This window comes from Peribacillus muralis (assembly GCF_001439925.1).
Classification (GTDB): domain Bacteria; phylum Bacillota; class Bacilli; order Bacillales; family DSM-1321; genus Peribacillus; species Peribacillus muralis.
On record NZ_LMBV01000020.1, the window covers coordinates 15,390 to 35,440 of the forward strand.

Consider the following 20,051-nt stretch of genomic DNA (forward strand, 5'->3'; position numbering starts at 1 on the left):
GAAATGATTTAAAATAATGTTCCTCAAAAAGCTATGGGCGGATATCATTCTAAAAGCAATGTTACAATTAGTTAAACCAGCTGACAGGTCAGCTGGTTTTGTTGTCCTTCATGAAATAGGAAGCAGGATCGTGAAGGTCGTCCCTTTTTCGAGTTCGCTTTTGACGGTTATTGACCCATCATGCATATCAATGATTCTTTTTACGATTGATAGTCCTAGGCCGCTGCCGCTTTTTGTGCGTTCCCTTGCCAGGTCGGCTTTGTAGAATCTCTCGAAAATGTGAAATTGATCTTGCTCTGAAATGCCGATGCCGGTATCGGATATTGTGATCTTTGCTTGATCATCGACCTGTTGGAGGCTGATCGTGATTGTGCCATGATGCTGGGTGAACTTGATGCTATTATGGATTAAGTTGGTCCATACTTGACTCATTAAATCTGCGTCTGCGAAAATCGAAACTTTTTCCAAGGATATATCCATTTCTAGTTCTTTTTCGAGCCAATTCGGTTCGCAGGCCAAGATGATCGAGCGGATTTGCTGGTCAAGCCGGCAGTTCGCCCTTTCAAAGGGGTGATGCTCGGATTCTAGGGAGGTAAGCTTCAGAAGATTATCACTCAATTTGGATAATCTCCTGCTCTCCGTCTCAATGATATGGAGGTAATGATTGCTTTCGTCTTTTGTCAGTTTATTCGATTGAAGCGCTAGTGCGAATCCTACGATGGAAGTGAGCGGCGATTGGATTTCATGTGAGACGTTGGAGATGAATTCCTGCCGCATTTCCTCCATTTGCTTCAGTTGCTTGGCCATATGGTTGAAATGGCTGATGATTTCCGTCATTTCGTTTTTCTTACCCGTGTTAAAGTCCAATTGGACATTATAATCGCCATTGGCAATCTTCCTTAATGCATCAATGATATCCAAGTAGATGTTGCTGCGTTTGTTGTGGTTGAAAGTATGGATCAGGTAGCCTGTGAGCATCATAATCGCGATGCTGGTCAAGATTGTCGCCAGATACTGGACATAACCGGATATCCTTACAGATAATAGCTGAATGATAAAATACCCAGCTGAAAAACAAACGGAAGTGTATGTCAAAAAGACAACAATGCGTTTAAAAAAGGAGACATTCATTTCGTTAGCTCCAAACGATAACCCAATCCCCAGATTGTCCGGATCCGAAAGGGGAATTCCAATTCGGGAAACCGTTCCCGCACTCTTTTTATATGAACATCGACGGTTCGCTCATCACCTTCATAGTCATAACCCCATATGTCTTCAATCAGTTCTTCCCTTGAAAAAGTTTTTCCAGGATAGCTTGCCAATTTAAACAGCACCTCGAATTCCTTTAGTGGAATCGTATATTCCTCTCCTTTGAATGACAGTTGATGTGTCTTGCGGTTCATCTGTAAATCGCCGATATTCAATGTTTGGGAGGTGGTGATTTTATAGCGTTTTAATAAGGCCTTTGTTCTTAGAACCAATTCGATTGGTTCAAATGGTTTTACAAGGTAGTCATCCGCCCCTAGTTCAAATCCCTTTACCTTCTGCGCCGTTTCACCCTTGGCCGTCAGCATTAATATCGGGATATCACTGAATTCCCGCAATTCCTTGCATAATTGCCATCCGTCCATATTAGGCATCATGATATCAATGATGGCTAAATTGATTTTTACCTTCTCCATTACACTCAAAGCTTCAAGTCCGTCCGGGGCGACATATAGATCAAATCCTTCTTTTCTTAATAAGAGCTGGATCAGTTCACGAATATGGGCATCATCATCGACGATCAATATCTTTGTCATCCTTCTTCTGTCCTTTCGGTGAATGAATTAAGCAAGCTCAAGCTTGTGCAACTGCTGCTGTGCAAATTCACGATATAATTCATGCGTTTCATATAGTTCTTTATGTGTCCCGCTGCCTGTAATTTTCCCCTTTTCGAGGAAGATGATTTGGTCGGAACCAACAACGGTCGATAAGCGGTGGGCAATGACAATCGTTGTCCGTCCTTTCATTAAATCATTCAATGCTTGCTGGACGACATGCTCCGATTTGCTGTCCAGGCTAGAGGTAGCTTCATCAAGCATTAAGATTTTAGGGTTTCTTAAAAAGGCACGCGCGATCGCAATTCGCTGTCTTTGGCCTCCGGATAGTTTCATCCCCCTTTCACCAACTTCCGTATCATAGCCGTTAGGAAGCTCGGAAATGAACTGATCAGCATACGCCATTTTGGCGACTTGATTTAACTCTTCATCTGTTATATCCCGATCGATTCCATAGCAGATATTATCTCGAACTGTACCGGATACAATCGGACTTTCCTGTGAAACATAGCCGATCTGGCTTCTCCATGAAAGGAGTGTGAAATCGTTTATCGATGTCCCGCCTAAGGATATGGAGCCCTGCTGTGGTTTATAGAACCGCTCAAATAATGAGAAAAGGGTCGTTTTCCCGCTGCCGCTCGGTCCGACAATCGCGGTAACCTTGCCTGCTTCAACCGTGAAATTGATATCTTTTAGCACTTGTTCACCATCTTTGTAACGATAATCCAGGTGATCCACTGTGATGGATTGACTGCCATTTGGAACTTCGAGCTTTGCATCTTCTTCCTTTTCAGAATCGAGAATGGAAATGATGCGTTCCGTTGCACCGGTGGCTTTTTGGAATTGTGTAAAGAAAGCTGCCAACTGCGCCATAGGCATGATGATTTGGAAAAGATACATGATGAATGCAACTAGTGCACCTGCTGACAATGCCCCGGAGGAAACACGCATCCCTCCATAACCTAAAATGAGTACGAGTAATGCCATCATGACGAGACTCATCAGCGGACCGATCAGCGCTTGGATTTTTGCTTCCTTTAAACCAAATTGAAATAATTGGGTAATTCCCTTTTTACCATTTTCATATTCGAATGTTTCTGCATTCGATGCTTTAACAAGCCGGATTTCCGTAAGAACCTGCTGGAGGACTGCAGTGAAGCTTGCTGTCTCATCCTGCATCCCTATCGATATGCGGTGCATTTTCTTCCCAAGTGGCAGTATTATTAAAACAGAGAGTGGGATGGCAATGAACATCAACAGTGACATTTTCCAATCAAGTACAAATAAGACGATCATGGCGCCTACGATGGATATGATTCCGGTAACGAAATTGGATAGATGCTCCGAAATCAAGCCTTTCACTACCGTTGTATCATTCGTCATCCGACTGACCGTTTCGCCCGATGGATGTTCATCGAAGTAATCAACGGGTAATACGAGCAATTTTTTCCAAAGCTGATCGCGGATGCCGGCTACTACAGATTGACCGATCTTATTCAATAAATAGATGGAAAACCCGCTGGCCAAGGCTTGAATGATGATGGCGAGAACGAGAAGTGTGATCCGTTCCGTACTTAGTGAACTTATTGAGAAATCATTAATCAGGTTTTTTGTGAATAGTGGGACTAATAAACCTACGCCTGTTGTACTTAAGCTTAATAGTAATGCAAGCCCGATCATTATCTTAGAAGGCTTCGTTTGTTGAACCAATCGGATGAACTGGCTCCAGCCTTGTTGCTTTTTTTCTTGTTTCATATTTATTTACATCCTTTCTTGATCTTCATTATAAAGGATAGTATACAAAGAAGTTATGAATTGAATATGAACTGATTTTAAGAACTTGCTTGTTATAGGCGCCTTGAAGGACATGCAAACACGAATGAATGATATAAAACGAAGGCGTGGATAATGAGATAGCAAAAACCGTATTAACCAAGGAACAATAATTTCGTGTTAAAATATAGAACTGGCGGCCCAGGGATAGAGCTCTGGGCTTTGCATTGTGCAAAAAAGAATCCAAGTCTAGTTCTTATTAACTGTTTTTAGTATAGCTGTTAATAGGCGGAAGAGGGTGTAATCATGTTTTTTTGAGGTGAAGTTACTATTTTAAAACAATAAATAGGAGTAAAAGGCTAAAACGGACTTCAAAAATGGTTCTTTTAGCCGATTAAATATGGGGATATAAAAAACAGTATAAGTTAGGTGGAAAACATGATTATTTTGAATGAATCCATTGTATCACCAATTCTTCTAAAGGTTCTGGTCGAAGAGCAAATTCCAGTTTTGGAACAGGGGCAATGGGGAGACGCGATAACAAACAAAAAGTTGAATATTAAAAACGATACAGAATTTTTTAAGTCCATGGGGATGGAACAAAGAATTCTGACAAACTCTGAAAATGGCATCACCTTATTAGGTCATTTTCAACCTGATAGCAATGAATACATATGGTCTAAGTTATTGAAGGATAAGGGGGAGGTCCGTAAGCTAACGAAATCTCTATATCCCGATTTCCATTTTCAAGATATCGATTTATCGATGATAGATGATATGGATAAAGACCGAATACCGTTTCCGGTCGTCATCAAGCCGAATATCGGCTATTCAAGTGTTGGCGTACATAAAGTCAAGAATGAGCAGGACTGGGATATAGCCGTGGCCCAGCTTAAAGAGGATTTGCTTCTTTCGGATGGGTTGTATGATTCCGATGTCGTCGGTTCCCAAACCATCTTGATAGAAGAGTGGATACAAGGGGAGGAGTATGCCATTGATGGTTATTACAATCAAGATGGTGAGCCGGTCATTTTGAATGTCTTCAAACGATTATTCAAGGATGATTATGATACCTCCGATCGAATTTATTACACTTCAAAGGTTGCCATTAACGAAATCTATGATGATGCACTAACCTTCATGAAAAATATTCAAACGGTCCTTCCGCTTAGCAACTACGCTGTGCACTTTGAAATTCGCAAAAAAGGGGATAGGGTGATACCGATCGAAATCAACCCCCTTCGTTTTGCTGGAGCGGGTACAACCGATTTAGGCTATCATGCATATGGGATGAACATGTATGAACACTATTTCGCAGGTACGAAACCAGATTGGAATTCGATATTGGCAGAGATGGATGATGCGACATATAGCTTTTTCTTTGCAGAGGTTCCGCTGGAAATAAATCTGGAGGAAGTTGCGCACATCGATCATGATGGACTGCAACATGAATTCGAACAGGTTTTGGAATATAGGCAGCTTCCTTTTCAAAATGACCGGAGCCTGGCGATCATATTTTATAGAAGCGAGAATTTGAACAACAACCGTCAGCTTCTTCACTTGGACTTACTTCCATACTTGACGATAAAACAATTGGCTTTAACTTAAGGGGGCAAGAGAATGAGATTTTCAAAGCTGAATCCAAAAAATTCACTAATGGCAAAGCTATTCTTATTTTATATCATTCCATTTGTCCTTTTTGCAGGTGCCATGGGTCTTTGCTTTTCCTACATAACGAATAAAATGATCAATGAGAATGTCCTTCCGCAATTCGATGAGCGACTTTCTGAAAATGCCCGTAGCTTGGCAGCAAGCCTCAATCCGACTTTGATCAACAAAGCTTCGGAACGGGGAGAAGATATCAGGCAGAAATTAGATGCCTTCGTTGAAGATAAAAAGGGCATTGAATATGTGTATGTGTTGAAGCGGGAGAACGATGCCGATACGATCGTAGCCTTGAATGGCAGCGATGATTATATGGTGCAATCGCCATTCACGCCGGAGCAGGCTAAATCGATAAATGGACAAGAAGATGTATTAAGTGAAATATATAAAGATAAATGGGGTACGCACAAATCATACTTTACGCCAATCAATGGAACGGACGCCATTATCGGAATTGATATGGATGCGAAGTTCATTGATGAATTGAAAAGCAGAATGATATTCTATAATATTTTATTTCTTGCAAGTGCTATTATATTGGGCGTGCTATGTGCCGTTGTCATCGGGAGAAAAATCTCGGGTCCCGTTAATGAACTCGTTGGCTACACGAGTGAAATGGCGGCAGGGGATTTAAGTAAATCGATTCCGGTTGGCAGACAAGATGAGATTGGAGATCTGTCCAATGGTTTTGAGGATATGAGATTAAGTTTGTCCCATATCATCGATAATGTACGTGAACACGCGCGAGCGATGAGTCAAACCACCGTTTCCATCCATCAATCCTTTGAGGAGATGGTGGAATCCTATAGCCAGATCGTAACGGGGACAACGGAGGAAGCGAAGGCTTCAGAAGAACGTGCCCATCATATTGATCGAATTTCCAATATGATCAGTGATTTGACGGATACAACCCGCTTAATGAATGAGCAAACGAACAAGATGAATGAATTTACGATGCATGCGAACACACTTGCCGAGCAAGGGAGTGAACAAGTGCAGGATGTAACGAGCCAGATGGGTAAAATCATGGAAAACGGCCAAGCGAATAAAGCTAATTTGGTGAGCCTTGAAGAGGATGTAGTGAAGATAAACGAAGTGATCGGTTTAATAAGGGTCATTGCTTCGCAAACGAACCTGCTATCCTTGAATGCTTCCATTGAAGCGGCACGGGCGGGGGATGCCGGCAGGGGCTTTGCGGTAGTTGCCCAGGAAGTGCAGAAATTGGCTGTACAAACCGATGAATCAATCGATGTCATTTCCGAATCGATCACGCGGATCAATGAGCAAACGGCGAAGGTCATCCAAAATAACGATGAAAGTTTTGAAGATATATTGAAGGGTGTTTCCTTAGTGGAAAACAACGGCGAGATTTTTAATAAGATTTTCGATTCCGTAGAGAAATTGCTGAAAGGCACGGAACACTTGGCCACCCACTCGAAAAAAATCAATGAGTCATCTGATGAAAGTTTAGCATCAATCCAGGAAATTGCAGCGATTTCGGAAGAGGGAGTCGCAACCACTGAGCAAATCTCAGCTGCAGCGATTCAACAAAGTATGATCATGAATGGATTGAAGGAACAAAATGAGGAGTTAGCAAACAAATCAGCGATATTGGAAGAAATGGTTGAAAAGTTCACTACTACCGATAAATAACGGAACTGAAGCAGGCTAGTTATGATGCCTGCTCAGCTGCAGACAAACCCGATAATACTGGAGTTTGCCTGCAGTTTTTTTGTGAGATTGTACTATAAACGTTTCATTGCACTGCAGGCGCTCGCTTTCCGCGGGCGGTCCTTGAGCCTCCTCGGCTTTTTGCCTGCGGGATCTCAAGTAGACACGCATTTCCCGCAGGAGTGTCGCGCCCTCCGTTCCATTCCACTCTGCATTATAACGAAGTAGCTTCTCAAAGTTTTTTGAGGATTTCTACCATGACCGTTCCAATCCAATGTGCATTAGAACAAAGATAGATTTCAAATTGCCTACCGATTTGATGGTTGTAGAGAACGTTCCATTGCACCGCAGGCGACGCTTTCCAAGATAAGGGTGTAATTTTACCAATGTTGGGAGAGTTTTTGGCGAAAACTACATGTGTTTACGCTGTTCTTTATTGGGTTGGGCTTTGAGGTGTATGGGTTATTTTGTAAGTCAATATAAAGAGTATTAAAAATTGCTTGAAAAAAAGTTTGGGCAAACCATTTGCAATCGCTACCATTTAATGTTATGCTTAGTCTTAATTATTTTTGTTCGGTACTAAGGATACTAAAAGTACTACTTTTCGTTTTCGATGATGACTTAGAGCAAGGATAGTAATACAATGTGCTAATGCACTAGGAGGCAACAACAATGGAACAAGGTAAAGTAAAATGGTTTAACGCAGAAAAAGGTTTTGGATTCATCGAACGCGAAAACGGAGACGACGTATTCGTACATTTCTCAGCTATCCAAAGCGAAGGATTCAAATCTTTAGACGAAGGCCAAGAAGTTACTTTTGAAGTAGAACAAGGTCAACGTGGACCTCAAGCTTCTAACGTTCAAAAAGCATAATTTCAAAACAAATAAAGGCAGATCCCGATTTTCGGGGTCTGCCTTTTTTGTTTTGTGAAAACGTGAAACAAAAAACCCTGCTCAGCATTGAGCAGGGAAAACGGTACAAGTAAAGTAAAGCGCTTAAAAAGGTTTGACTAAGTATATCATAGTTTCCAAGAAATTATTAAATTATATATAATATGCGTTTCAAGGGAGGTGTAGGTAAATCCAACAATCATTGGTGAAAATGATGTCGTGGAAATAGTAAGTTACTCTGACCCCTGTTTGAAGTATAATTCGCTTGAAGTGAAACAAAAACCCATAGGCTACATATAAAGACATATAGGCGGCTTTCCCGATGAGGGGGAAGTATTCATTCAAATACAGGTTTGAATATTCAATGAATTATGGTATGGTATAATCAAACGAAGATTTGAATGAAGGGTGTGGGAAGATGATGGAACAAAAAGATGTATGTGAAGTCCATCTGCATGATCAAGTAAAGGTCAATCGCATTCAGCAAGAAATGGGCCAGGTTGATATATCCAGCATATCGAAGCTGTTTAAGGTGATAGGTGATGAAAATAGGACGAAAATAGCCTATGCGCTTTGTGAGGACGAGGAATTATGTGTGTGCGATCTCGCCCATATCATCGGTGCTTCGATGGCGACAACGTCACATCATCTTCGCACTCTCTATAAGCATGCCATCGTCAAATATCGAAAAGAAGGCAAGCTGGCTTTTTATTCATTGGATGATCACCATATCAAGCAACTTATTCTTATAGCATTAGAACACAAGCAGGAGGTGAGGTCAGATGGCTGAATTGCCTTCAAAAACATATCGTATCCAAGGTCTATCCTGCACGAATTGCGCGGCTAAGTTTGAGAATAATGTCCGTAGCCTGGAAGGTGTGGAGGACGCTAAAATCAATTTTGGCGCTTCAAAGATTTCGGTACAGGGAAGTGCGACGATTGAAGAAATCGAAAGGGCAGGAGCCTTTGATAACCTGAGAATCCGGGGTGAACAGGAACAGGTGTCCCTTAAGGAGCCCTTTTGGAAACAAAAAGAAAATATTAAAGTGGTTTTCTCGGCCATCCTGTTGTTGATTAGCTGGGTATTGGATAACCGATATGGTGAAGGAAGCATGATGCCTGTAATCGGATATGCGGCAGCCATCATAATCGGAGGTTATTCATTATTTATCAATGGCTTGAAGAATCTCTTTGGCCTTCGCTTTGATATGCACACCTTGATGACGGTTGCCATCCTCGGAGCGGCTGTACTCGGTGAATGGGGCGAAGGGGCGACTGTCGTCATCTTATTTGCCATCAGTGAAGCGCTGGAGAAATATTCGATGGATAAAGCCCGGAATTCGATCGAATCATTGATGAATATTGCGCCTAAAGAAGCTCTGATCTTTAGAGGGCAACACGAAATGATGGTCGCTGTTGATGAAATAGAGGTCGGCGACACGATGATCGTTAAACCAGGTCAGAAGCTTGCTATGGACGGCAGGATCATGAAGGGGGCCTCGACGCTTAATCAAGCAGCCATTACAGGGGAAGCGGAGCCGGTTTATAAAACGGTTGATGGTGAGGTTTTTGCAGGAACCTTAAATGGTGAAGGGTTGCTGGAAGTGGAGGTCACGAAGCGGGTCGAGGATACGACGATTGCGAAAATCATACATCTAGTTGAAGAAGCACAGGCTGAAAAAGCGCCTTCCCAGGCCTTTGTGGATAAATTTGCTAAGATTTATACGCCGGCTATCATGCTCATTGCTCTGGGGCTTGCGGTCTTGCCACCGCTTGTGGTGAACGGGGATTGGGCCGAGTGGATTTATAGGGGATTGGCTGTACTCGTTGTCGGCTGCCCGTGTGCACTGGTCATTTCCACCCCGATTGCCATAGTTACAGCTATTGGAAATGCAGCGAAAAATGGAGTATTGATTAAGGGCGGAATCCATTTGGAGGAAGCGGGGGCAATAAATGCGGTTGCATTTGATAAGACAGGTACGTTAACGAAGGGTGTTCCTGTTGTAACTGATTTGAAATTGTTGGCTGAAGGTTTTACTCCACAGGATGTACTTGGCATTGCAGCTGCTTTGGAAAGCAGAACACAACATCCTCTTGCCACTGCCATTCTTCAAAAGGCGGAGGATCAAGGTGCGGGGTATCGGTCTTTAGTGGTAGAGGATTTCACGGCCATCACTGGCAAAGGGATAAAAGGGAACATCAATCAAGAGACCTATTACATTGGTAAACCGCATCTATTGGAAGAAGTGGCAGGGCTAGTTTATCCTGATGAGGTGCTTGAGCAAATCAGCAGCCTTCAACATGAAGGAAAAACGGTAATGGTGATCGGTGATCATATGAAGCTCCTGGCGCTTATTGCAGTCGCTGATGAAATTAGGGAAAGCAGCAAGGAAGCGATTCGCAAATTGCATGAACTCGGTATAGAAAAAACGATAATGCTGACGGGGGACAATAGCGGAACGGCAAAAGCGATCGGAGCAGCGGCAGGCGTTGATGAAATTGAAGCAGAGCTATTGCCTGAAGATAAATTGACGATCATCAAGCAATGGAAGCAAAAATATGGTCGAGTGGCGATGGTGGGTGATGGTGTCAATGATGCTCCGGCATTGGCAGCTTCCACGGTCGGGATTGCGATGGGTGGTGCGGGAACGGATACCGCACTTGAAACAGCCGATATCGCTTTAATGGGTGATGATTTATCGAGATTGCCTTATACGATTCGTTTAAGCCGCAAAACGTTGAAAATCATTAAGCAGAACATCACGTTTTCCTTAGTGATCAAAATCTTGGCGTTATTATTGATCGCCCCGGGCTGGTTAACCTTATGGATGGCGGTTTTTGCCGATATGGGTGCGACCTTATTAGTCACGTTGAACAGTCTTAGGTTATTGAGAATAAAAGAATAGAAGTTTCATATATGTTCCCCGTTGCTTATTTTAGGTGCGGGGAGTTTTTTATTCGATCTTTCCAATTGTTTCATGTGAAACTTAAAAAAGGATGCATCCATTTTCTTTTTCAAAACGTACATAGATTAGAACATAGAAATTGTTATGGATGATCCAAATATTGCTATAATAAGTAATTATGGTAGGAAGGGGACTTCAATGAACGATATAGATGTAGAGCTATACGAGAAAGTTCATTTGGGGGATAAGCAGGCCCTCGAAAAAATATATGATCGCTACGAAAAGCTCTTATTTTCCCTGGCTTATAAAGTTACGGGACAGAAGGAATTGGCTGAGGAAGCGGTTCAGGAAGTGTTCATAAAAATTTGGACGAAAAAGGGGACGTATCATGCATCCAAAGGGAAGTTCTCCAGCTGGATCATGACGATGACCCGAAATGCAAGTATCGATCTGTTAAGAAAAAGAAGGGATATACCCTCCGATTTTGAATATGAACAGATTCCGAGTGAGACTCCCAGCGTCGAAAATCTCGTCGAGTGGAAGGAAGAAGGGGCCATGCTGAGGCAGGCCGTTTCGGAATTAAGCGAGGAGCAACAAAAAATGATTCACCTGTTTTATTATAAAGGCCTGTCACAACAGAGCATCGCCTCGGAGTTTGAAATCCCGCTCGGAACCGTTAAAGGGAGAGTCCGATTGGCGCTTAAACATTTACGAAAGATTATCCCGCAAAAGTTAAGTAAAGGGGGAGAGCTTGATGAATAATAATCCATGTGAATGGCTGTTAGATTACTTCAACGGACAATTGGATGAAGTCCCTCGGAGGAAGTTTGAAAAGCATCTCGCGGAATGCCGAAATTGCCGTGAGGAATTAGATGAACTAGCGATGCTAACGAAAGACTTGACATTTACAGCTGAACCGGTTGATCCGCCAAGTGATATGAAACAGCGGATCTTGGGAAATGTGTTTGAAACGGATAAAGAAGAGCAACAGCCTGTATTACAGCAAACTGCTGAAAAAAGAAAAAGAAATCGGTGGGTAAAGCCATTAGTGGCAGCCGTCTTATTCGCCTCATTGCTTGGCAATGCCTATGCGCTGCTATCCGAAGATGAAACGGATAATAACGCAGGGGAAAAACGGGAAACCATCGATAGGCTTCAGACGAGTGTAGCCTTGAAACCAGGTGAAGGCGTTCCTTTCAACGGCAGGGCGACGATGGTTGAGAAAAACGATAAAACGGAAATGATCATTCAAGCTGAAAATCTTGAACCGCCAGAGGGATCACAGGTGTATCAGGTTTGGCTTCTGGAGAAGGGTAAGCCATATAGAGCCGGGACATTCGTGCCGAATGACGATGGCTTGGGAGCAGTGACGTATCGCCTGGATGAAGCTGGTGAGCATAAGTGGGATACCGTCGCAATCACGCTAGAGCCCTCGGATGATAGCAAAATTCCTAAAGGGGATATTATCTTGAGCAGTGAATTATAGCGAATGGGCAGGGACGAAAGCTCCCGTCCTCAGATTATAGCCAAAAACGTTTCGGAATGGTCTCCCTTCCGAAACGTTTTTGCTTTGTTATGATAGCAACCTCCGTGAAAGCGTGAAACACGAGTAAAGCACTACATTTGAGAACCAATGAAGAAAATGGTAGGGGGACGTTCCTGTTTTTTTGCTGAATTGACTATCAAGCATGAGAGATTCTAATGAGGATGGGCAGGCAAAGTTTATGCATGGAGTGGTTAATGTGCTACAATGTGGCTGACTTTTAGTGCAGCATGCGCTTGTGGAGTAGGCATGTAAAGAAGGGATTTGAAAGGATGGAATTACAACAAAGGGCAATCCTTGTTGGCGTCAATCTTAATGGACAGAAGGATTTTGAGTATTCAATGGAGGAGCTGGCCAACCTCACGGAAGCTTGTGAGGTGGACGTTGTCGGGACCATTACTCAAAATTTGCATCGGGTGAACTCTTCTCATTTTATCGGTACCGGTAAGATTGAGGAAGTGAAAAAACTTGTTGAATATAAAGATGCAAACGTTGTGATCTTCAATGATCAGCTGTCTCCTTCGCAACTGCGAAATTTGGAAAGAGATATGGATTGCAAGGTGATTGATCGAACGATCTTGATTTTGGACATATTTGCGCACCGGGCGAAGACGAAGGAAGCACAGCTTCAGGTAGAGGTGGCGAAGCTTCAGTATATGCTCCCGCGTCTCGTTGGCTTAAGGGAGTCATTAGGCCGTCAGAGTGGTGGGGTGGGAACGAACAAAGGAGCTGGTGAAAAGCAATTAGAGCTTGATCGCAGGAGAATCGAGGAAAATATAAGTGTTTTGAATAAAGAACTTGAAGACCTTGTGGCACACCGGAAAACGCAGAGGAAACAGCGGAAAAAGAATGCCATCCCTGTTGTTTCATTAGTCGGTTATACGAATGCAGGAAAATCTTCAATCATGAATGCTTTAATCGAGAAGTTCCATCCGACTAACGAGAAGCAGGTTTTGGAAAAGGATATGCTGTTCGCTACACTTGAGACAGCGGTGCGAAACATTCCGTTACCCGATAAGAAGGAATTCCTCTTGACCGATACAGTAGGCTTTGTTTCAAAATTGCCCCACCATCTTGTTAAGGCGTTTCGATCGACATTGGAAGAGGTGGTGGAGGCAGACCTATTGATTCATGTTGTCGATTTTTCCAATCCTGATCATGAACAGCAAATGGAGATAACGGAGCAGACGTTAAATGACATCGGCATTAAAGGAATTCCAACGATTTTCGCCTTTAATAAAGCGGATCTTACCGTATTGGAGATTCCCCAAGTGAATCGCGACGCCATATATATGTCAGCAAAAACAAAAGTAGGTCTCGAGGAATTGGTCGCGAAAATTCGGGAACATATTTTTACGGACTATATTCGCTGTGAAATGCTGATTCCGTTTGATCAAGGCCAGCTCGTATCTTTCTTTAATGATAATGGTCATATAACGGAAACTGATTATGAAGAAAGTGGATACCGTATCAAGCTTGAATGTAAGAAAGAGGATTATGAGAGATATAATCGGTACGTCATTCAGCCGGATTAAAAGAGTGTGGATAACTACCTTGATTTTTGTTGATAAGTGGAAAATGAAGATCAGTTTTGTGGATAACTTTTGTTTGGATGCTTTTGTCCCGCAAAAAAAATCAAGTTAAAATGAAATGCTTTGTGTATAAGTTGTGGATAAGGTAAGAAAGCCCGAAAAAACTTTGAATAAAGTTTGGGGCTTTTTTTTTATGTGGACAAAGTGTTGATAAGTTTGTTGCATGAATATGCATCCATTCAAGTGATGAAATGTGAGGTTGATTGTAGAAAAATGACAATGATTATCGTTTGTTGTTAGGAAATGTAACATGAGTATTACATTGTGAACAGTTTTAATCTGGTAATACTTTACACTTTGTATAATGTATCTTATTTTTTATCGTTATAAAATAAAGAATACTCAATTATCAGGTTCATGATCTGTGTATGAGTTTTTTTAGATATGAGGGGGCTAATTAATGGCCGGAGGTATCAGGGACCACGGCTTGGCTAATTTAAAGAATAATAGAAAAAAACGGCATAAATGACTATGGATACAACCTTGGTGCTGCTTGAAATCCACACATGTAAACAAAGAAAATTTGGAAGGGGAATTGTGGATGGAAATGACAAGTCCGTTAAAAGATGATCTTGAGATGAACTTTCAGGAAGCGGAGAGGGGGTTGTCCCACAGGGAAGCTTTGGAAGAAGCGAACCGATGTTTATACTGCTACGATGCTCCATGCATTCAGGCCTGTCCGACAGGGATAGATATTCCAAGCTTCATTAAGAAAATCGCATCAGGTAATTATAAAGGATCGGCAAAGACAATCATGACAGCCAATCCCGTCGGTGCCAGCTGCGCCAGGGTATGTCCGACCGAAGAGTTATGTGAGGGAGCGTGTGTCCTCAACCATTCTACCAAGCCAATCTTGATTGGCAATCTCCAGCGTTATTCCACAGATTGGGCCATCCGAAATAAGCAAGCTCTGTTCAAGGCCGGAAAAAAGAATGGCAAAAAGGTGGCCATTGTAGGAAGCGGTCCAGCGGGCTTATCTGCAGCAAGGGAATTAGCCTTGCTTGGCTACAGTGTAACCATTTTCGAAGCTGAAAAAAATCCAGGAGGGTTGAATACGTACGGAATCGTATCCTTTCGATTGCCACAGAGCATTTCATATTGGGAAGTCGAACAGGTGAAAAGTCTGGATGTTGAAATTAAAACGAATACACGTGTCGGGTTGGATGTTTCTGCGGACCAGCTGATTGCCGACTTCGATGCGGTCATACTAGCGGTAGGCATGTCCAGTGTTCCGAAGCTCGGAATCGAAGGAGAGGATTTGGCTGAGGTTTATGATGCAATCGATTTCGTCAAGGCAACGAAAACGGGAGTCATCAGCGATACATTCATCGGGAAGAAAATGGCGGTGATCGGGGCCGGAAATACAGCGATTGATGCCGCGACCTGTTCGGTACGCCTCGGTGCCGAACAGGTGGCGATAATTTATCGTCGAACCGAAAAGGAAATGACAGCCTATGATTTTGAATTCGAGTTTGCCAAACAAGAGGGTGTCGGATTTCACTGGCTGACCACTCCCTCGAGGATCTTATCGGATGAAAGCGGTCATGTAACGGGAATCGAATGTGTGAAGATGGTACTTAGTGAGGCAGGGGAAGATGGACGGAGCCGACCGGTCCCGGTATCCGGATCGGAGTTTGTGATACCTGTCGATGGGGTCATCCGGGCCATAGGCCAATCCAGGTATATTGGGTTGATTGAACAATTCGGGATTCAACATGATGATGGCGTCGTTATAATGGAAGCGGACTCCTATAAAACGTCGAATGAAAAAGTATTCGCCTGCGGAGATGTGATTTTCGGAAAAGGCCAAGGTGAGGCAATGGTTGTGTCGGCTGCCCAGCAAGGAAAGGATACAGCCTATGAAATTGCCCGGATTTTAATGGGCGGAGCAGAGGATATCGCTTAATAATTAATGAGAATTAGGAGGCTTATCATGGCTGATTTATCAATAAATCTTGCAGGTATTAAATCACCCAATCCTTTTTGGCTTGCTTCAGCACCGCCCACCAATTCAGGGTATCAAGTCCAGCGGGCATTCGAGGCTGGCTGGGGAGGCGCCGTTTGGAAAACGTTGGGCGATCCTATCCTGAATGTCTCATCACGCTTCGCCGCGGTTAGTTTTAATGGACAAAGAGTTGCCGGTTTCAACAATATCGAATTAATTACCGATCGGCCTCTTGAAGTGAATTTGAAAGAAATATATGAAACGAAAAAGAGGTTCCCCGATCATGCGATCATTGCCTCGGTTATGGTGGAGCCACAACAGGAAAAGTGGCATGAAATCATCAAGCGCATAGAAGATGTTGGGGTCGATGGGTACGAGTTGAATTTTGGCTGCCCGCACGGTATGGCGGAGCGGGGCATGGGAGCTGCTTCGGGACAGGTTCCTGAACTTGTGGAAAAGCAAACCTATTGGGCAAAGGAGGCTGCATCGAAACCTGTCATTGTCAAGCTTACCCCGAATATAACCGACATTACGGTCACGGCAGAGGCGGCAGTTCGCGGGGGGGCGGATGCAATCAGTATGATCAATACGATTAACTCTTTAGCGGGTGTGGACATCCATTCATGGAATACGATTCCCCATGTTGGCGGCAAGGGGGCCCATGGAGGGTATTGTGGACCGGCGGTGAAACCGATCGCTTTAAACATGGTGGCAGAGTGTGCAAGGAATCCAAGGATCGATCTTCCCATTTCCGGAATCGGGGGGATATCCAATTGGCAGGATGCCGTGGAATTCTTATTGATGGGATCAACGGGCGTGCAAATATGTACGGCTGCCATGCATCACGGGTTTAGGATAGTCGAGGACATGATTGAAGGCTTGTCCAATTACCTCGATGAAAAAGGGATAGTCTCAGTAATGGATATTGTCGGTAAATCGGTTGCGCGATATTCCGATTGGGGGAACTTGGACCTTAATTATAAGGTAGTGGCACGCATCAATAATGATGTTTGCATTAACTGCAATAAATGTCATATTGCATGTGAGGATACTTCGCATCAATGCATAGATATGTTAAAGGACACGTCAGGCATCTCCTTCCTGAGGGTACGTGAAGAAGATTGCGTAGGCTGTAATCTTTGCTCGATCGTATGCCCGGCAGACGGGGCGATCGATATGATTGAATTGACCAATGAATTGCCACCCATGACGTGGAATGAACGCCAGGAATTCCTTGGGAACATAGGTAATGAACGTGTTGATTTCGTAAAATGATGGAGGGGTTTACTATGAAGAAGATCATTAAAAACGGAACGATCGCAACCGCTGCAGATACGTATCAAGCCGATATATTAATTGAAAATGAGAAGATAGCCATGATTGGCAAGGATCTGGCAGCAGAGGGTGCCGAAATCATCGATGCAAAGGGCGCTTATGTTTTTCCCGGAGGAATTGACCCGCATACCCATCTCGATATGCCGTTTGGCGGGACGACGACAAAAGATGATTATGAAACGGGTACGATTGCTGCAGCCTATGGAGGCACGACAACAATCATCGACTTTTGCTTGACCGAAAAAGGGGTGCCGTTAAAGGAAGCGATAGAAACTTGGCACAAAAAGGCTAATGGAAAGGCCGCAATAGATTATGGTTTCCATTTAATGATCAGCGAGATCAATGACGAGGTACTTGCTGAATTGCCGAGGATCATCGGTGATGAAGGGATTTCTTCATTTAAGGTGTTCATGGCTTACAAGAATGTTTTTCAAGCCGATGATGCCACACTATACCGCACTTTGTTGCAGGCGAAGGAACTTGGTGCACTTGTCATGGTTCATGCTGAAAATGGTGATGTCATCGATTATCTTACGAAGCAGGCACTTGAAAAAGGAAACACGGAACCTATATATCATGCTCTAACAAGACCGCCGGAGCTTGAGGGAGAAGCAACCGGACGGGCCGCAAAACTGACGGAAATGGCAAACGGACAGCTCTATGTCGTTCATGTCACCTGTGAAGAGGCGGTTGAAAAGATCACCGAGGCAAGAAATAAAGGCGTTGATATCTGGGGGGAGACTTGCCCGCAATATTTGGTCTTGGATCAGACCTATCTTGAAAAGCCGCATTTCGAAGGAGCAAAATATGTGTGGTCCCCGCCATTAAGGGCTAAGAAGAATCAGGAAGTTCTATGGAATGCCTTGAAAATGGGCCAGTTGCAAACGATAGGCTCCGATCAATGTTCCTTCGATTTCAAAGGTCAAAAGGATCTAGGAAGCAAGGATTTCACGAAAATACCGAATGGCGGTCCGACGATTGAAGACCGCATGAGTATCCTTTTTTCCGAAGGTGTCATGAAAGGGCGCATCACCTTGAATCAGTTCGTCGACGTGACTTCTACACGTGCCGCCAAACTTTTTGGATTATTCCCGAAAAAAGGGACGATCGCGGTAGGCTCCGATGCCGATATTGTCATTTTTGATCCGGAGGTGGAAAGGACCCTATCCGTCGATACACATCATATGGCTGTGGATTATAATGCGTTTGAAGGCATGTCGGTTACAGGAGAACCGGTATCGGTCCTATCGAGAGGGGAATTTGTCATTAAGGATAAGCAGTTTGTGGGTGAGGCAGGAAATGGACAATTCCTGAAAAGGGCAAAATACAATGCGGAGATGAAGGCGGCTCCAGGAAATAAGCTGCCGGTTTGAGGCTTCGGTAACGCTAAAGGCAAGGCAAATTAGTAGAGGGGGATTTTTTATGAGTGAGAAGAAGGATTATTTAAAGTCTCCCGATTTGCTGCCCATCCCTCATAATGAGAAAAACATAAGTGCAGCTGGATTTGGGTTCATTTGGGTGGGGATGGCCGTGGTATTGGCTGCCTTCGCGATTGGTGGGAACGGTGTCCAAAGTTTATCCTTAGGCTGGGTCGTGCTTGCAACGGTCATCGCCTGTGTCGTTCTAGGCTTTTTGATGACAATGACAGGAGATATCGGAGTGGAGCATGGCATATCCTTCCCTGTCTATATGAGGGCGCCTTTCGGTACGATTGGCACCCATATCCCCTCGGTTGTGCGCGGGTTTGTCGCTTCATGCTGGTTTGGCCTTAACACCTACTTTGGGGCTACTGCGATGAATGCGATATTTGCAACATTATTTGATTTTGATAATTGGTTCATCTGCTTCCTCATTTTTGCCGTTTTACAATTGGTGAACACGGCAATGGGAATCAAGTCGATAGAACGGTTTGCCGACTTGGCAGCGCCCGTTATCATTTTGATTTCCGGCTGGATGTATTTTACTCTTTCCGATCAAGCTGTGGCCCAAGGCAGAGAAGTATGGACCTGGATTGAAAGTCCGGCTACTGGCAGCGCGGCGGCCACGGCTTTCATGGTCGTCATCATGGCAAATATGGGATTTTGGGGGACGCTGGCGGCTGATATGCCGACACTCTCCCGCTTTATAAAGGCGCCGAAAAATGAAAAAAATTGGTTCAAGCGCAATAAGGGGCAAATCATAGGGAATATTATCACCTATCCCATCACTCAAACGTTCATGGTCATTATCGGAGCGGTTTCTTATATGGCTGTTTCCAATTATGACCCTGTCGCAGCCATACAGGGATCGGCAAACGGAATAGCACTTGGGGTTCTGTTGATCATGATCGTTTTTGCTCAATGGTCGACGAATACGTCAGCCAATGTCATTCCCGCCGCCACCATTTTTTCCAATGTCATGGGTCCGAGGGTGCCATTTTGGGCAGGGGTCGTTGTAGCGGGGGTTATCGGGATCGTCGTTCAGCCTTGGAGCCTGTTCGGCATTATAATAGAGGTTTTATTGATAATTGGTGGAATTCTCGCATCCATTGTCGGTATCCTTGTGGCTGATTATTATTTCCTCCGGAAACGGAGGGTTCATGTAGAAGATCTTTATGAGGCAGATGGTCAATATAAATACTTAAATGGCGTGAATTGGGCTGGCATCATTTCTTGGGCGATTGGCGGAATCGGCGCCACGATTTATTCGAATTATTCATTTATCATTGGGTTTGTCCTTGGCTGTGCAAGCTATTATATATTGGCAAAGTTTTGGTGGTTCAAGAAATATGAACAAGCTGAGATCATTGATCCCAGTGATGAGTTATATTTGGGTATATCGGTCGGAAGGGATTGGAAAATTAAAAACGATGTAGAGCCTGAAGAACAAATCGTCATTACTGCTGCAACTGGCGGGGAGAATGTATAAAAA

General features: G+C 43.7%; 15 protein-coding genes. 12 read left to right on the forward strand and 3 right to left on the reverse strand.

The window, feature by feature from the left end; all coding sequences use genetic code 11:
• Positions 1 to 108 precede the first annotated feature (108 nt).
• From ASU00_RS18780 to ASU00_RS18790, 3 genes are read right to left on the reverse strand one after another with little or no spacing between them, the layout of a single operon-like run.
• Positions 109 to 1,131, reverse strand: coding sequence for a sensor histidine kinase (locus tag ASU00_RS18780; RefSeq protein ID WP_057915003.1), 1,023 nt, complete (start codon positions 1,129 to 1,131; stop codon positions 109 to 111).
• On the reverse strand, positions 1,128 to 1,802 hold the full coding sequence (locus ASU00_RS18785) for a response regulator transcription factor (RefSeq protein ID WP_057915004.1): 675 nt from the start codon (positions 1,800 to 1,802) through the stop codon (positions 1,128 to 1,130). Before ASU00_RS18785 ends, ASU00_RS18780 begins: the two co-directional genes overlap by 4 nt.
• Positions 1,803 to 1,829: 27 nt before the next feature.
• Entirely contained in the window at positions 1,830 to 3,575 is a 1,746-nt protein-coding gene (locus ASU00_RS18790; protein WP_057915005.1) for an ABC transporter ATP-binding protein, read from the reverse strand.
• 456 nt (positions 3,576 to 4,031) lie between these two features.
• Here ASU00_RS18790 and ASU00_RS18795 point away from each other — a divergent pair, with 456 nt between their 5' ends.
• The 12 genes from ASU00_RS18795 (at position 4,032) to ASU00_RS18850 (ending at position 20,048) form a co-directional block, all read left to right on the forward strand.
• Positions 4,032 to 5,201, forward strand: coding sequence for an ATP-grasp domain-containing protein (locus tag ASU00_RS18795; protein ID WP_057915006.1), 1,170 nt, complete (start codon positions 4,032 to 4,034; stop codon positions 5,199 to 5,201).
• A gap of 12 nt (positions 5,202 to 5,213) precedes the next feature.
• On the forward strand, positions 5,214 to 6,911 hold the full coding sequence (locus tag ASU00_RS18800; protein WP_057915007.1) for a methyl-accepting chemotaxis protein: 1,698 nt from the start codon (positions 5,214 to 5,216) through the stop codon (positions 6,909 to 6,911).
• 690 nt (positions 6,912 to 7,601) lie between these two features.
• Positions 7,602 to 7,802 (forward strand): cold-shock protein, encoded by a 201-nt coding sequence (locus ASU00_RS18805; protein ID WP_034304915.1) that lies wholly within the window; start codon positions 7,602 to 7,604, stop codon positions 7,800 to 7,802.
• A gap of 439 nt (positions 7,803 to 8,241) precedes the next feature.
• Complete coding sequence (locus ASU00_RS18810) at positions 8,242 to 8,610, forward strand: ArsR/SmtB family transcription factor (RefSeq protein WP_057915050.1); 369 nt, start codon at positions 8,242 to 8,244, stop codon at positions 8,608 to 8,610.
• The gene (locus ASU00_RS18815) at positions 8,603 to 10,726 is read left to right on the forward strand and encodes a heavy metal translocating P-type ATPase (RefSeq protein ID WP_057915008.1); all 2,124 of its coding nucleotides are present in this window, start codon (positions 8,603 to 8,605) and stop codon (positions 10,724 to 10,726) included. Before ASU00_RS18810 ends, ASU00_RS18815 begins: the two co-directional genes overlap by 8 nt.
• A gap of 198 nt (positions 10,727 to 10,924) precedes the next feature.
• Positions 10,925 to 11,488, forward strand: a complete 564-nt coding sequence (locus ASU00_RS18820; RefSeq protein WP_057915009.1) for an RNA polymerase sigma factor — start codon at positions 10,925 to 10,927, stop codon at positions 11,486 to 11,488.
• Complete coding sequence (locus ASU00_RS18825) at positions 11,481 to 12,212, forward strand: anti-sigma factor (protein WP_057915010.1); 732 nt, start codon at positions 11,481 to 11,483, stop codon at positions 12,210 to 12,212. The genes ASU00_RS18820 and ASU00_RS18825 overlap by 8 nt, the downstream gene beginning before the upstream one ends.
• 329 nt (positions 12,213 to 12,541) lie before the next feature.
• The gene (gene hflX / locus ASU00_RS18830) at positions 12,542 to 13,804 is read left to right on the forward strand and encodes a GTPase HflX (protein WP_057915011.1); all 1,263 of its coding nucleotides are present in this window, start codon (positions 12,542 to 12,544) and stop codon (positions 13,802 to 13,804) included.
• Between the two features lie 604 nt (positions 13,805 to 14,408).
• A complete protein-coding gene (locus ASU00_RS18835) occupies positions 14,409 to 15,767 on the forward strand; it encodes an NAD(P)-dependent oxidoreductase (protein ID WP_152983798.1) in 1,359 nt (452 codons plus the stop codon).
• A gap of 27 nt (positions 15,768 to 15,794) precedes the next feature.
• The gene (gene preA, locus ASU00_RS18840) at positions 15,795 to 17,081 is read left to right on the forward strand and encodes an NAD-dependent dihydropyrimidine dehydrogenase subunit PreA (protein WP_057915013.1); all 1,287 of its coding nucleotides are present in this window, start codon (positions 15,795 to 15,797) and stop codon (positions 17,079 to 17,081) included.
• A gap of 14 nt (positions 17,082 to 17,095) precedes the next feature.
• A complete protein-coding gene (gene hydA, locus ASU00_RS18845) occupies positions 17,096 to 18,514 on the forward strand; it encodes a dihydropyrimidinase (protein WP_057915014.1) in 1,419 nt (472 codons plus the stop codon).
• A gap of 49 nt (positions 18,515 to 18,563) precedes the next feature.
• Entirely contained in the window at positions 18,564 to 20,048 is a 1,485-nt protein-coding gene (locus tag ASU00_RS18850) for an NCS1 family transporter (RefSeq protein WP_057915015.1), read from the forward strand.
• The last annotated feature ends 3 nt before the right edge of the window (positions 20,049 to 20,051 follow it).

Coding starts and splice junctions, on each gene's coding strand:
- ASU00_RS18780 (WP_057915003.1), bottom strand. CDS start 1,131: ATGAATGTCTCCTTTTTTAAACGCATTGTTGTCTTTTTGACATACACT.
- ASU00_RS18785 (WP_057915004.1), bottom strand. CDS start 1,802: ATGACAAAGATATTGATCGTCGATGATGATGCCCATATTCGTGAACTG.
- ASU00_RS18790 (WP_057915005.1), bottom strand. CDS start 3,575: ATGAAACAAGAAAAAAAGCAACAAGGCTGGAGCCAGTTCATCCGATTG.
- ASU00_RS18795 (WP_057915006.1), top strand. CDS start 4,032: ATGATTATTTTGAATGAATCCATTGTATCACCAATTCTTCTAAAGGTT.
- ASU00_RS18800 (WP_057915007.1), top strand. CDS start 5,214: ATGAGATTTTCAAAGCTGAATCCAAAAAATTCACTAATGGCAAAGCTA.
- ASU00_RS18805 (WP_034304915.1), top strand. CDS start 7,602: ATGGAACAAGGTAAAGTAAAATGGTTTAACGCAGAAAAAGGTTTTGGA.
- ASU00_RS18810 (WP_057915050.1), top strand. CDS start 8,242: ATGGAACAAAAAGATGTATGTGAAGTCCATCTGCATGATCAAGTAAAG.
- ASU00_RS18815 (WP_057915008.1), top strand. CDS start 8,603: ATGGCTGAATTGCCTTCAAAAACATATCGTATCCAAGGTCTATCCTGC.
- ASU00_RS18820 (WP_057915009.1), top strand. CDS start 10,925: ATGAACGATATAGATGTAGAGCTATACGAGAAAGTTCATTTGGGGGAT.
- ASU00_RS18825 (WP_057915010.1), top strand. CDS start 11,481: ATGAATAATAATCCATGTGAATGGCTGTTAGATTACTTCAACGGACAA.
- hflX (WP_057915011.1), top strand. CDS start 12,542: ATGGAATTACAACAAAGGGCAATCCTTGTTGGCGTCAATCTTAATGGA.
- ASU00_RS18835 (WP_152983798.1), top strand. CDS start 14,409: ATGACAAGTCCGTTAAAAGATGATCTTGAGATGAACTTTCAGGAAGCG.
- preA (WP_057915013.1), top strand. CDS start 15,795: ATGGCTGATTTATCAATAAATCTTGCAGGTATTAAATCACCCAATCCT.
- hydA (WP_057915014.1), top strand. CDS start 17,096: ATGAAGAAGATCATTAAAAACGGAACGATCGCAACCGCTGCAGATACG.
- ASU00_RS18850 (WP_057915015.1), top strand. CDS start 18,564: ATGAGTGAGAAGAAGGATTATTTAAAGTCTCCCGATTTGCTGCCCATC.